Annotated in this window: 11 protein-coding genes; 4 read left to right on the forward strand and 7 right to left on the reverse strand. The window is 54.6% G+C overall.

The genetic code is table 11. The features are described from left to right. Nucleotides 1-4: 4 nt before the first annotated feature. Nucleotides 5-4,465, reverse strand: a complete 4,461-nt coding sequence (gltB, locus tag ACSZPU_RS00630; protein WP_498994453.1) for a glutamate synthase large subunit — start codon at nt 4,463-4,465, stop codon at nt 5-7. 678 nt (nt 4,466-5,143) lie between these two features. On the opposite strand from gltB, the gene mnmL reads away from it, so the two are divergent. From mnmL to mtgA, 4 genes are all read left to right on the forward strand, one after another. Then, nucleotides 5,144-6,067: a tRNA modification radical SAM protein MnmL/YtqA gene (gene mnmL / locus ACSZPU_RS00635; RefSeq protein ID WP_498994455.1), complete on the forward strand. Its 924-nt coding sequence runs from the start codon at nt 5,144-5,146 to the stop codon at nt 6,065-6,067. Nucleotides 6,068-6,156: 89 nt separating this feature from the next. Then, nucleotides 6,157-8,496, forward strand: a complete 2,340-nt coding sequence (gene arcB / locus ACSZPU_RS00640) for an aerobic respiration two-component sensor histidine kinase ArcB (protein ID WP_498994457.1) — start codon at nt 6,157-6,159, stop codon at nt 8,494-8,496. Nucleotides 8,497-8,726: 230 nt separating this feature from the next. Beyond that, on the forward strand, nt 8,727-9,380 hold the full coding sequence (gene elbB / locus ACSZPU_RS00645) for an isoprenoid biosynthesis glyoxalase ElbB (protein WP_498994459.1): 654 nt from the start codon (nt 8,727-8,729) through the stop codon (nt 9,378-9,380). Continuing rightward, a complete protein-coding gene (gene mtgA / locus ACSZPU_RS00650; protein ID WP_498994461.1) occupies nt 9,377-10,105 on the forward strand; it encodes a monofunctional biosynthetic peptidoglycan transglycosylase in 729 nt (242 codons plus the stop codon). The genes elbB and mtgA overlap by 4 nt, the downstream gene beginning before the upstream one ends. Before the next feature lie 36 nt (nt 10,106-10,141). On the opposite strand, the gene npr is transcribed toward mtgA, so the two are convergent. The 6 genes from npr to lptB all read right to left on the reverse strand — a co-directional run bounded on the left by npr (nt 10,142) and on the right by lptB (nt 14,400). After that, entirely contained in the window at nt 10,142-10,414 is a 273-nt protein-coding gene (gene npr / locus ACSZPU_RS00655) for a PTS phosphocarrier protein NPr (RefSeq protein ID WP_039077446.1), read from the reverse strand. Beyond that, nucleotides 10,411-11,265 (reverse strand): RNase adapter RapZ, encoded by an 855-nt coding sequence (rapZ, locus tag ACSZPU_RS00660; protein WP_494243758.1) that lies wholly within the window; start codon nt 11,263-11,265, stop codon nt 10,411-10,413. Before rapZ ends, npr begins: the two co-directional genes overlap by 4 nt. A gap of 45 nt (nt 11,266-11,310) precedes the next feature. After that, on the reverse strand, nt 11,311-11,802 hold the full coding sequence (gene ptsN / locus ACSZPU_RS00665) for a PTS IIA-like nitrogen regulatory protein PtsN (RefSeq protein ID WP_498994463.1): 492 nt from the start codon (nt 11,800-11,802) through the stop codon (nt 11,311-11,313). Nucleotides 11,803-11,882: 80 nt separating this feature from the next. After that, entirely contained in the window at nt 11,883-12,170 is a 288-nt protein-coding gene (gene hpf, locus ACSZPU_RS00670) for a ribosome hibernation promoting factor (protein WP_498994465.1), read from the reverse strand. A 22-nt stretch (nt 12,171-12,192) separates the two neighbouring features. Beyond that, nucleotides 12,193-13,626 carry an RNA polymerase factor sigma-54 gene (gene rpoN / locus ACSZPU_RS00675; protein WP_498994467.1) on the reverse strand — a complete coding sequence of 478 codons (1,434 nt, stop codon included), beginning with the start codon at nt 13,624-13,626 and terminating at the stop codon, nt 12,193-12,195. A gap of 48 nt (nt 13,627-13,674) precedes the next feature. Beyond that, nucleotides 13,675-14,400 (reverse strand): LPS export ABC transporter ATP-binding protein, encoded by a 726-nt coding sequence (gene lptB, locus ACSZPU_RS00680; RefSeq protein WP_039077451.1) that lies wholly within the window; start codon nt 14,398-14,400, stop codon nt 13,675-13,677. Between the last annotated feature and the right edge of the window lie 6 nt (nt 14,401-14,406).

Below are 14,406 nucleotides of genomic sequence, written 5' to 3' on the forward strand. Positions count from 1 at the left end.
CCCCTTACTGCGCCTGCACACGCAGCTCTGCTGCGCTACGACTACGGTGACCTAACAGTGCTTTCACATCGCTGGACTTCGGTTTAACCAGTGCGAATTTCGCCGAGAAGGCTGGCCAGTTAGCCAGAATCTCTTCGCCGCGAGAAGAACCGGTATGCTGCACGTGCTCGGTAATCAGACCGCGCAGATGCTCTTCGTGGATGGCGAGGTCATCGACGCTCAGCACTTCCACCAGCTCCGGGTTCACTCGTTTGCGGAACTCGCCGTCTTCATCCAGTACGTAAGCGAAGCCGCCAGTCATACCCGCGCCGAAGTTCACGCCTGTTTTACCGAGGATACAGACGATACCACCGGTCATATATTCACAACCGTTATCGCCGATACCTTCCACGACGGTAATCGCACCGGAGTTACGCACGCCGAAACGTTCACCCGCACGGCCAGCGGCAAACATACGGCCACCGGTTGCGCCATACAGACAGGTGTTACCGATAATGCTGGCTTCGTGGCTACGGTAGGCTGAGCCGACCGGCGGACGTACTGCCACCAGGCCGCCAGCCATGCCTTTGCCCACATAGTCGTTGGCATCGCCGGTCAGGTACAGCTCAACGCCACCGGCGTTCCACACGCCAAAGCTCTGGCCTGCGGTACCGCTAAAGTGCGCTTTAATCGGGTCTGACGCGAGGCCCTGATCGCCATGGTGCTGAGCGATATAGCCAGACAGCGTTGCACCGACGGAACGGTCCGTGTTGCGGATATCAAACCAGAAGGTTTTGCTCTGGCGTTCGTCCACAAACGGTTTCGCCTGTTGCAGCAGTTGTGCATTGAGCACGCCATTGTCGAACGGCGGGTTGTTTTCCGTGCAGTACAGCGCTTTGCCCGGATGCGGTTCGGCGGTTTCCAGCAGTTTCGACAGATCCAGTTTCTGCTGTTTAGCGGTGAAACCGTCCAGCTCTTTGAGCAGGTCAGTACGGCCAATCAGATCCACCAGACGGGTCACACCCAACTGTGCCATCAGCTCGCGGGTTTCGCGGGCGATAAATTCAAAGTAGTTAGTCACTTTGAACGGCAGGCCGTGGTAGTGGTTTTTACGCAGTTTGTCATCCTGAGTTGCCACGCCGGTTGCGCAGTTGTTCAGGTGGCAGATACGCAGGTATTTACAGCCCAGTGCGACCATCGGGCCCGTACCGAAGCCGAAGCTTTCTGCACCGAGGATAGCCGCTTTAATGATGTCCTGGCCGGTTTTCAGACCGCCATCCGTTTGCAGGCGAATTTTGTGGCGCAAACCATTGGCGACGAGCGCCTGTTGGGTTTCCACCAGGCCCAGTTCCCACGGACAGCCGGCGTATTTCACGGACGACAGCGGGCTCGCACCGGTACCGCCATCGTAGCCGGCGATGGTGATGAGGTCCGCGTAGGCTTTCGCCACACCGGTCGCGATGGTGCCGACGCCCGGTTCGGAAACCAGCTTCACGGAGATCATCGCTTTCGGGTTGACCTGTTTCAGGTCGAAAATCAGCTGCGCCAAATCCTCGATAGAGTAGATATCGTGGTGCGGCGGTGGGGAAATCAGCGTCACGCCCGGTACGGAATAGCGCAGTTTGGCAATGTACGGCGTGACTTTATCACCCGGTAACTGACCGCCTTCACCCGGTTTCGCACCCTGAGCAACTTTAATCTGAATCACGTCAGCGTTGACCAGGTACGCCGGAGTCACACCGAAGCGACCGGAAGCCACCTGCTTGATGCGTGACACTTTGTTGGTGCCGTAACGCGCCGGGTCTTCGCCGCCTTCGCCGGAGTTGGAGAAGCCGCCGAGGCTGTTCATGGCTTCCGCCAGTGCTTCGTGCGCTTCCGGGCTCAAGGCACCGATGGACATTGCCGCGGTGTCGAAGCGTTTAAACAGCTCACTTGCCGGTTCAACATCTTTGATATTGACCGCTTCGCCGTTCGGGGTGATGGCCAGCAGGTCGCGCAGTGTGGCTGCCGGACGCTCATTCACCAGCTTCGCGTATTCCTGGTAGTCTTTGTATTCACCGCTCTGCACTGCCTGCTGCAGCGTACGCACCACATCCGGGTTATAGGCGTGGTATTCGCCGCCGTGAACGTATTTCAGCAGACCACCCGCTTCAAGCGGTTTACGCGCCAGCCAGGCACGTTTGGAGAGGTTCAGCAGATCCTGCTGGAAGTCAGCAAAACCGGCGCCGCTGATACGGCTGACCACGCCCTGGAAGCAGAGTTCGGAAACGTCTTCGTGCAGACCGACGGCTTCAAACAGTTTCGAGCAACGGTAAGAGGCAATCGTCGAAATGCCCATTTTGGACATGATCTTGTACAGCCCTTTGTTGATGCCGTTGCGATAGTTCAGTATCACCGTGCGGTAATTCTTTTCAATGGCTTTGTTGTCGACCAGCTTCGCCAGCGTTTCGTAGGCCAGGTACGGATAAATCGCAGTGGCACCGAAGCCCAGCAGCACGGCAAAGTGGTGCGGGTCGCGGGCGCTGGCGGTTTCAACGATGATGTTGGCATCGCAGCGCAGGCTTTTCTCAACCAGACGGGTCTGGATTGCCCCTACCGCCATCGGTGCCGGAACCGGCAGGCGGTTTTTGGCGATGTTGCGGTCAGACAGCACCAGCAGCACGGTGCCGTTACGCACCATCTGTTCGGCTTTATCGCACAGTGCTTTCACCGTCTCTTCCAGCGAGGTTTCGGTCACATCGAAGGTGATGTCCAGGACATCCGCGCGATAGTGATCCTCTTCCATGGTGGTGAGCTGAGTGAAATCGGAGTACAGCAGAATCGGTGATTTGAAGCTCAGGCGATGCGCCTGGCCTTCTGCTTCACAGAAGACGTTCATTTCACGGCCGATGCTGGTGGCCAGCGACATCACGTGCGCTTCACGCAGCGGGTCGATCGGCGGGTTAGTCACCTGCGCGAACTGCTGGCGGAAGTAGTCGTAAATGATACGCGGTTGGCTGGAAAGCACGGCAAACGGGGTATCGTCACCCATTGAGCCGACGGCTTCCTGGCCGTTTTCGCCGAGGACGCGGATAACCGAATCCAGCTCTTCGAAGCTGTAGTTAAACTGCTTCTGATAGCTTGTCAGCAGGTCGTCATCCATTTCACGGGTGCCAACCTGGTCATCGGCCAGATCTTCAAACGGCACCAGACGGCGGACGTTTTTCTCCATCCACTCTTTGTACGGATGGCGGCTTTTCAGATCGTCATCGGTTTCGGCGGAGTGCAGAATGCGCCCGCCGCGGGTATCGATAACCATCAGTTCGCCCGGGCCGACGCGGCCTTTTTCGACCACTTCGTCAGGCTGGTAATCCCAGATGCCCACTTCGGACGCGCAGGTGATCAGCTTGTCTTTGGTGATGACATAGCGAGCCGGACGCAGGCCGTTACGGTCCAGGTTACAGGCCGCGAAACGACCGTCGGACATCACGATACCCGCCGGGCCATCCCAGGGTTCCATGTGCATGGAGTTAAAGTCGAAGAATGCGCGCAGATCCGGGTCCATATCCGGGTTGTTCTGCCAGGCTGGCGGAACCAGTAAACGCATGGCGCGCACGATATCCATCCCGCCTGCCAGCAGCAGTTCGAGCATGTTATCCATGGAGCTGGAGTCAGAGCCGGTTTCGTTGACGAACGGCGCGGCATCATGCAGATCCGGGATCAGCGGAGTCTGGAATTTGTAGGTACGCGCACGTGCCCACTGACGGTTACCGGTGATGGTGTTGATCTCACCGTTGTGTGCCAGGTAGCGGAACGGCTGTGCCAGCGGCCAGCGCGGTACGGTGTTAGTGGAGAAGCGCTGGTGGAACAGGCAAATGGCCGATTCCAGACGCAGGTCTGCCAGGTCCAGATAGAAACGTGGCAGGTCTGTTGGCATACACAGACCTTTATAGATGTTTACCAGGTTAGAGAGGCTACAAACGTAGAACTCTTTATCTTCCTGCAGACGTTTTTCAATGCGACGGCGGGCAATAAACAGACGGCGTTCCATATCACGCGGGCGCCAGCCGGCCGGGGCATTAACGAAAATTTGCTCAATACGAGGCAGCGAGGAGAGGGCTATTTCACCGAGTACCCCTTCGTTGGTTGGCACATCGCGCCAGCCGACAATAGACAGGGTCTCACGTTGAAGTTCTTCTTCTACAATACGGCGAGATGCGCTGGCTTTCTCTGGATCCTTATTCAGGAACAGCATACCAACGGCATAGTTTTTGGCTAAACGCCAGCCGCGCTCTTCCGCAACGATTCGGAAGAAACGATCGGGTTTTTGCAGCAGCAGACCGCAACCGTCGCCGGTTTTACCATCAGCGAGAATTGCGCCACGGTGCTGCATACGGGCCAGTGCGTGTATCGCGGTACGCACTACCTTGTGGCTAGGTTCGCCTTCTATGTGGGCGATCAGGCCGAAACCACAGTTATCCCTCTCAAGGGATTTATCGTACAACATATCAGTGAACCTCCCCAGGCTCTGCGGGATTCCCATCTCATACCGATTGCGCACGGGCACAGCAAGAGCATGGCGACGGGGCTTATATATAGCCTCGCATGTCGCCCTCTTTAATTTCCTTTTCGCATCGGTACACAAGTGTTGAGGACTTGCTTAAGAGGGAATCTCAATAACTGCATAAATATGATGAGCAGACCGCTCATCCAGAAAGCTTCCAGCGGATTCCCAACTTATCGGGAATCCTTATTCAGGTCAAATGCCAGGCTTATTTATACAGAAATGTGATAAAACTAATCTAATTATTTGATATATAAATATATTTAACCTTTTTTACAGTGCGGGAAGCCTGTTGGGACCCGCTTCGTTCTGTGATCTGACTCACTATCGCAAAGCGCGCTTATTGCGTTACCGTACTATCCTGTGAGTACTTTGCAGAGTTTTATACTGCTACTGAGGGGTTGACTGCATAAAGTCACTGTTTTGCGAGAGTGACATTCTTTTTGCAATATTGGGCATGAATATAAGGAAAAGTAATTGTCTTTGATGTGAATGAAATTGCGGTAATCGTGACTGTTTATGCAATGAATAAAAGCGTTGCCGGGCGATTGATCCACATCATCGCCGTCGAAAGCTAAAAATGGCAGGCTTGGCTCCTTTCAGAGCGCGGCCTTTCAGATTATGCAGTTACAAAAATTAGTCAATATGTTTGGTGGGGATCTTGCCCGTCGCTATGGGCAAAAGGTTCATAAATTGACGCTTCACGGTGGTTTTAGCTGCCCCAATCGCGATGGCACTATTGGCCGGGGCGGCTGCACCTTCTGTAACGTCGCCTCTTTCGCCGATGAAGAACAGCAGCACAACTCGATTGCTGAGCAACTGGCGTACCAGGCGAATCTGGTGAATCGCGCTAAATGCTATCTCGCCTATTTTCAGGCTTACACCAGTACCTGGGCCGAAGTGCAGGTGCTGCGTTCCATGTATCAACAGGCCATCAGCCAGGCCAGTATTGTCGGCCTGTGCGTCGGGACACGCCCGGATTGCGTACCCGAGGCAGTGCTGGACTTGCTGAGCGAATACAAAGACCAGGGCTATGAGGTCTGGCTCGAGCTGGGCCTGCAAACCGCACACGATAAAACACTGCACCGTATCAACCGTGGGCATGATTTCGCCTGTTACCAGCGAACCACCCGCCTGGCGCGTGAACGTGGGCTTAAAGTGTGTAGCCACCTCATTGTGGGTTTGCCGGGGGAAGGACAGGGGGAATGCCTGCAAACGCTCAATCGCGTGGTAGAGACGGGCGTAGACGGTATTAAGCTGCATCCGCTGCATATCGTAAAAGGCAGCATCATGGCGAAAGCCTGGGAAGCGGGCCGTTTGCAGGGGATCGCACTGGAGGATTATACGCTTACCGCCGGGGAGATGATTCGCGCGACGCCGCCGGAGGTGATTTACCACCGCGTTTCCGCCAGCGCCCGTCGTCCGACGCTGCTGGCGCCGCTGTGGTGCGAAAATCGCTGGACGGGGATGGTCGAACTGGATCGCTATCTTGGCGAGCACGGTGTGCAGGGTTCCGCGTTAAATCGCCCGTGGATCCAGCCGTGACGATTGCCCGGCACCGCATTTTTCGCACAACCTTCAACGCCTTGCTCAGAATTGAGTATTATTGAGCGGACTTGTTTGAGGAAATCGCTATGAAGCAAATCCGTTTACTGGCGCAATATTACGTCGACCTGATGATGAAGCTCGGGTTGGTGCGTTTCTCCGTGCTACTTGCCCTGGCGTTGGTGGTGCTGGCTATCGTCGTGCAAATGGCGGTGACCATGGTCTTGCAGGGACAGGTGGCCAACATCGATGTCATTCGCTCTATCTTTTTTGGCCTGTTGATTACCCCCTGGGCGGTCTATTTCTTGTCGGTTGTCGTGGAGCAGCTTGAGGAGTCGCGCCAGCGCCTCTCGCGGCTGGTGGACAAGCTGGAGGAGATGCGCGACCGCGACCTCAAACTTAATATCCAGCTTAAAGACAACATCACCCGGCTTAACCAGGAGATGGCGGATCGCGAAAAAGCCGAAGCCGAGCGCCAGGCGACGTTTGAGCAACTGAAAGTGGAGGTGCAGGAGCGCGAGCAAACGCAGATTCAGCTTGAGCAGCAGTCCACGTTTTTACGCTCCTTCCTTGATGCCTCGCCGGATCTGGTGTTCTATCGCAATGAAGACAAAGAGTTTTCCGGCTGTAACCGGGCGATGGAGCTGCTGACGGGCAAAAGCGAGAAGCAGCTGATTAACCTGAAACCGCAGGATGTCTACGCGCCGGAAGCCGCGGAGAAGGTTATCGAGACCGATGAGAAGGTGTTCCGCCACAATGTCTCGCTGACCTATGAGCAGTGGCTGGATTATCCGGACGGGCGTAAAGCCTGTTTTGAAATTCGTAAGGTGCCCTATTATGACCGCGTAGGTAAGCGCCACGGCCTGATGGGCTTCGGACGTGATATTACCGAGCGTAAACGCTATCAGGACGCCCTGGAGCGTGCCAGCCGCGATAAAACCACCTTTATCTCGACCATCAGCCACGAACTGCGTACGCCGCTTAATGGCATCGTGGGCTTAAGCCGTATCCTGCTGGACACCGATTTGACCGTCGAGCAGGAAAAATACCTGAAAACCATCCATGTCTCTGCCGTCACTCTTGGAAATATCTTCAACGATATTATCGACATGGACAAAATGGAGCGCCGTAAAGTCCAGCTGGATAATCAACCGGTGGATTTCACCAGCTTCCTCGCTGACCTGGAAAACCTCTCCGGCCTGCAGGCGCATCAGAAAGGGCTGCGCTTTGTGATGGAGCCGAGCCTGCCGTTACCGCATAAAGTGGTGACCGACGGCACGCGGTTGCGGCAGATCCTGTGGAACCTTATCAGCAACGCCGTCAAATTTACCCGTGATGGGCAGGTCACCGTGCGTGTGCGCTACGACGAAGGCGATATCCTGCACTTTGAGGTGGAAGATTCCGGGATCGGTATTCCTCGCGAAGAGCTGGATAAAATTTTCGCCATGTATTACCAGGTGAAAGACAGCCACGGCGGTAAACCTGCTACCGGTACGGGGATTGGTCTTGCCGTGTCGCGTCGTCTGGCGAAAAACATGGGCGGCGACATTGTCGTGACCAGCCAGCCGGGTAAAGGCTCGCTGTTCACCCTCACCGTTCATGCGCCTGCGGTGGCGGAGGAAGTGGAAGATGCGTTTGAAGACGATGATATGCCGCTGCCAGCGCTGAATGTGCTGCTGGTCGAAGATATCGAGCTGAACGTCGTTGTGGCGCGCTCAGTGCTTGAGAAGCTCGGTAGCAGCGTCGATGTCGCCATGACCGGTAGGGCCGCACTGGAGATGTTTAAACCCGGTGAATACGACCTGGTGCTGCTCGATATCCAGTTGCCGGATATGACCGGTCTGGACATTTCGCGCATCCTCGCCAGCCAGTTCGCTCGTGACGATTTACCGCCGCTGGTCGCGCTCACTGCCAACGTGCTGAAAGATAAGCAAGAGTATCTGGACGCAGGCATGGACGATGTCTTAAGCAAACCGCTGGCAGTCCCGGCATTAACTGCCATGATTAAGAAATTCTGGGATGCGGCTGAAGAAGAGGAGCAAGACGACATGTCGACCACGGAAAACCAGAAATCGCAAACCCTACTGGATATCCCGATGCTTGAGCAGTACATCGATCTGGTGGGGCCGAAGTTGATCACTGACGGGCTGGCGGTATTTGAGAAAATGATGCCGGGCTACCTTAGCGTGCTGGAATCTAACCTCACCGCGCGGGATCAAAAAGGGATCGTCGAAGAGGGGCATAAGATCAAAGGCGCTGCAGGATCGGTTGGCCTTCGCCATCTGCAACAACTGGGTCAGCAAATTCAGTCACCGGATCTGCCAGCCTGGTGGGATAACGTCGGCGAATGGGTCGAAGAGATGAAGCAAGAATGGCAGCACGATGTTGATGTGCTGAAAGCCTGGGTGGCAACCGCTGGAAAAAAATGACCCCGGATTAACCGGGGTGCGCGAATACTGCGCCAACACCAGGGAAATCGTGGCTGCGCCGTAAAGTTAGACATTTTTTTCAAGGGCGCAGTCGAGAAAATTTGAACTGCACGCACATAAGATAGCAAATCTTAAATTATTTGTTAAATCAATCAGTGAAATGTGTGAAGCATAGCGCCCTTATCAAAATATTTAATTATCCAGAGTACGTTGCATAAAGGATGAGCAAAATGAAAAAAGTCGGTGTAGTTCTTAGCGGATCAGGCGTTTATGACGGTTCGGAGATCCACGAAGCGGTCATTACGCTGCTGGCGATCGCTCGCGAAGGCGCAGAGGCTGTGTGCTTTGCGCCGGATAAGAGTCAGACCGATGTCATTAATCATCTCACGGGCGAACCGATGGGGGAAAGTCGCAATGTGCTGATCGAAGCAGCACGAATTGCCCGTGGAACGATCCAACCGATCGCTCAGGCATCAATAAACGATCTGGATGTGTTGATTGTTCCGGGTGGTTTTGGGGCCGCAAAAAACCTGAGCAGCTTTGCAAGCCTCGGCAGTGAATGCACGGTTGATCCTGGGCTGAAACGGCTGGTTCTGGAGATGCACCAGGCGGGTAAGCCGCTCGGCTTTATGTGTATTGCTCCCGCCATGCTGCCGAAAATCTTTGATTTCCCGCTGCGCCTTACCATTGGTACGGATATCGATACCGCTGAGGTGATCGAAGAGATGGGCGCAGAACACGTGCCTTGTCCCGTTGACGATATTGTGGTCGATGAGGATAACAAAGTGGTGACCACGCCTGCGTATATGCTGGCGCAGAATATCGCGGAGGTGGCTACGGGGATCGAAAAGCTGGTTTCTCGCGTTCTGGTACTGGCTGAATGAGAGGGTTGCGCGGCCCGCTAATAGCGAAAATCAAAAAGCTATTACTCCGGGTGGTGCTGGTGCTGGGGATTTTCTGGGGCGGCGGTATTCTGCTGTTCAGTTTTATGCCGGTGCCGTTTTCTGCCGTGATGGTTGAACGACAGCTCGGCGCGTGGCTGAGCGGCGATTTCGGCTATGTTGCCCATTCCGACTGGGTGGGGATGGATGATATCTCCCCCTGGGCGGCGCTGGCGGTGATTGCGGCGGAAGATCAACGTTTCCCTGACCATTGGGGGCTGGATTTTGGCGCGATCGAAAAAGCCCTGTCGCACAATGAGCGGCATGAAAATCGGATTCGCGGTGCGTCGACCATTTCCCAACAGACAATCAAAAACTTGCTGCTCTGGGACGGTAAAAGCTGGGTACGTAAAGGGCTGGAGGCCGGTCTGACGCTGACGACCGAAGTCATCTGGACAAAGCGCCGTATTCTGACCGTCTATCTGAATATCGCTGAGTTTGGCGATGGGATCTTTGGCGTGGAAGCCGCATCACAACGCTACTTTCACAAGCCTGCCAGCAAATTGACGATGGCCGAGGCGGCATTGTTGGCTGCGGTATTGCCCAACCCGGTGCGTTTTCGCGCCGATGCTCCGTCAGGGTATGTGCGTAGTCGACAGGCGTGGATTATGCGCCAGATGCGCCAGCTTGGGGGAGAGGATTTCCTCGAGCACAATAAACTGCATTGATGATGCCCTCTTCAGCGGGAGAGGGGATTCGCGCAGTCAGTCTTCGTCGAACCCGGCAATAAACAGCGCAATGACGGCCGCCAGTGCTTCTTCTTCCTGCGGGCCCGTCGCTTCTATTTCTATCTGCCGCCCTTTAGCGGAGTCCAGCATGAGTAACGCAATCACGCTGTTGGCTTCGGCTTCGGTTCCTTCGTCGTTACGCAGCAGTACCTCTGCATCGAAGCCCTGAACCAGTTCAAACAGTTTCATCGCCGGGCGCGCGTGCATGCCCAGCTTATTGGTGATTTCCACAGTTTGTTTTACGGTCATGTTTTCCGTTTTTCCAGCGTACGATGACGAGACTGAACGTTTTTACCGCGCGAGCGGAAATAATCCGCAAGCTGCTCAGCAACATAGACGGAACGGTGTTTACCCCCGGTACACCCAATCGCCACGGTCAAATAGCTGCGATTATTGGTTTCCAGCATCGGTAACCACAGTTCGAGATAACTGCGGGTCTGGTAAATAAAATTGTGCACTTCCGTATGTCTGTCAAGGAAGGCGGCAACCGGTTTATCCAGCCCGGTCATCGGGCGTAATTTGGGATCCCAGTGCGGGTTGGGCAAGAAGCGTACGTCAAACACGTAATCGGCATCGATAGGGATGCCGTGCTTAAAGCCAAAGGACTCGAACACCATCGTCAGCTCGCGCTCGCGTTTACCCAACAGGCGGGTACGGAGCATCTCGGCAAGCTCGTGGACGGACATTTCCGATGTATCGACAATGAGGTCGGCACGAGAGCGCAGCGGCTCAAGCAGGTTGCTCTCTTCGTCGATGGCGCTTTCCAGCGACAGGTTTTTGCTGGACAGAGGATGCAGACGGCGCGTATCGCTGTAGCGGCGGATCAACGTGTTGCGATCGGCATCCAGGAACAGCAGTTGCGGTGAAAAATAGTCCGGCAGGTTGTTCATCGCCTGCTCAAAGATTTCCGGCGATTCCGGCATATTACGCACGTCGATGCTGACGGCGGCAGACGTCTGGCGATCGGCCAGCGTTCGTGCCAGCTCAGGTAGCAGGACGACCGGCAGGTTATCGACGCAGTAAAACCCCATATCTTCCAGGGCGCGCAGGGCCACTGACTTACCTGAACCCGAACGACCACTTACGATCATCAGGACCATGGGCCAATTCTCCTCAGAGCCAATGATAAAAGTGGGTCTGTTGCGTTACGCATCATCGTTTTCGCCTTCTGTCAGCGTGATGATTTGGTACAACTCTTCATCGCTTTGCGCTGAGCGCAGACGGCGACAAATGGTTTTGTCCGCCAGACGTTTTGCCACTAAAGAGAGCGTATGCAGGTGGGTTTTGGTCTGATCGGCAGGAACCAGTAGTGCAAAGAGCAGATCGACTGGCTGGTTATCAATGGCATCAAAGGCGATAGGTGTTTCCAGCTGCACAAAAACGCCCACGGCGCGAAGGGTATCTTCTTCGAGCTTACCGTGAGGGATCGCGATACCGTTACCAATACCGGTACTGCCCATTTTCTCGCGCGTCAGGATCGCTTCGAAAACCACTTGTGGTGGCAGGCTCAACTGTTTTGCAGCCATTTCACTGATGATTTCCAGCGCACGTTTTTTGCTCTGGCAGTGAACGCCACTACGGGTACATTCCTGGTTAAGGACATTGCTCAATTGAAGAGCGGAATCGTTGTTCATCATAATTTCACCTAAGCATCGCCAGTGCAGACACCCTGCCGGGTTACGACAGGGTGATACGCGCCAGACGAGAGCCCGGACAATTAGTGTTGTTTCAGTTTATCTTTATGCTTCGTAAGTTGCCGCGCCAGTTTATCAATTAAAACGTCGATGGCAGCGTACATGTCTTGACCTTCCGCACTCGCATGAATCTCACCCCCGTTCACATGCAGGGTTGCGTCCGAGATATGAGTCACTTTCTCCACTTTCAACACAACATAGACCTGATTGATCCTTTCGAAATACTGTTCGAGTTTGGCAAATTTCGCGGTGACGAATTCGCGCAGGGACTCGGTTATCTCGACGTTATGTCCTGTGATGTTAAGCTGCATAGTGTCTTCCTTATCGGTTAGGTCACACCAGCTGTTTACGCTGATTAGACGGCGGAATGGATAAAGACTCTCGATACTTCGCAACGGTTCGCCGCGCTACCATAATGCCCTGGTCAGAGAGCATGGTAGTCAGCTTACTGTCGCTCAACGGCTTCGCAGGATTCTCTGCGGCAATTAATTTCTTCACCAGTGCCCGGATAGCCGTTGACGAGGCTTCGCCGCCGCCTTCGGTATTCACATGGCTGGAGAAGAAATACTTAAGCTCAAAGATGCCACGCGGACTGTGCAGATATTTTTGGGTCGTGACACGGGAAATCGTGGATTCGTGCATCTCGACGGCCTGAGCGATATCCGCCAGCACCATCGGTTTCATAAACTCTTCGCCCTGTTCGAAGAACGCCTGCTGCTGTTCAACAATGCAGCGGCTTACCCTCAACAGGGTATCATTTCGGCTCTCAAGGCTTTTGATCAGCCATTTCGCTTCCTGCAGATTACTGCGGATAAACTGGCTGTCGGCATCGTTACGTGCACCACCGCACATGGAGGCGTAGTGCTGGTTGATTTGCAGACGCGGAATGCTGTCGGAGTTTAGCTCGACCGTCCAGCGCCCGTTGTGCTTGCGGACCAGAACGTCAGGAATGACATATTCTGGTTCACCCGTCTGGATTGACTGGCCGGGGCGTGGGTCGAGAGACTGGATTAAATTGACTGCCTCTTTCAGCACCTCTTCTTTCAGGCGCGTCACACGCATCAGCGTGCGGAAGTCGTGATTGGCGAGCAGATCCAGATGATCGCTGATAATTAAACGCGCTTCATCGCACCAGGGCGTATCCCTGGCAAACTGAGAAAGCTGGATCAACAGGCAATCGCGCAGATCTTTAGCGGCAACGCCGACCGGATCGAAACGCTGGATACGTTTCAGCACCGCTTCGACTTCATCCATGCCGATCTCTTCATCGCCCATACTTTCCAGAATATCTTCCAGCGGAACGGTGAGATAACCCGTGTCATCAACGGCGTCGACAATGGAGGTCGCTATGGCACGATCGGTGTCTGAGAATGGCGTGAGTCCCACCTGCCACATCAGGTAATCCTGCAGCGACTGGGTGGTTTCGCCCTGATAAATGGGGAGTTCATCGTCAAGATAATCGGTGCTGCTGCCGGAAGGGGTGCCCGCAGTATAGATTTCGTCCCAGCTGGCATCCAGCGGCAGCTCTTCGGGCATCTCTTTTTGCTCGAGGGCGTCGACGGTATCAAGGCTTTCATTATCCTGGGATTGTTGCGCATCCACTTCTTCGTGAAGATCGGTTTGCTCAAGCAATGGGTTACTCTCCAGAGCTTGCTGGAGTTCTTGCTGGAGTTCCAACGTGGACAGCTGCAGCAGGCGGATGGCCTGTTGCAGCTGTGGCGTCATGGCTAGCTGTTGGCTAAGCCGTAATTGCAAACCTTGCTTCATATTCAGAGCAGTACTCTCCGACTAAACACGTCAATAAACCCTACCCTATCAGAGTCTGAAGTCTTCCCCAAGATATACGCGCTTAACGTGTTCGTCTTCAAGGATTTGCTGAGGCGTGCCGTGCGCGATCAAATGGCCCTGACTGACGATATAAGCCCGTTCACAAACCGCCAGCGTCTCACGAACGTTGTGGTCGGTAATCAACACGCCAAGCCCGCTATCGCGCAGGTGCTCAATGATGCGTTTGATATCAATAACCGATATCGGGTCAACGCCGGCAAAAGGTTCATCCAGCAGGATAAATTTAGGGTTTGCAGCCAGCGCACGGGCGATTTCAACACGGCGGCGTTCACCACCGGAAAGCGCCTGGCCCATATTGTCGCGCAGATGCTCAATATGGAACTCTTCCATCAGCTCGTTCGCTCGATCCACGCGCTGTTCAGACGTCAGATCATCACGAATCTGCAGGACTGCCATCAGATTGTCAAATACGCTCAGGCGGCGGAAAATCGAGGCTTCCTGCGGTAAATAACCAATGCCACGACGCGCTCGCGCATGCAGTGGCAGCAGGCTGATATCTTCATCGTCGATGATGATATTGCCCGCATCGCGCGACACGATACCCACGACCATGTAGAACGTTGTGGTTTTACCTGCACCGTTAGGTCCGAGCAGCCCGACAATTTCGCCTGAATTAACGGTCAGACTGACATCTTCCACCACACGGCGGCCTTTGTAGGCCTTGGCGAGATTCTTTGCAGTTAATGTTGCCATAACGAA

Source organism: Phytobacter sp. V69, from assembly GCF_965644215.1.
Taxonomy (GTDB): Bacteria; Pseudomonadota; Gammaproteobacteria; order Enterobacterales; family Enterobacteriaceae; genus Phytobacter.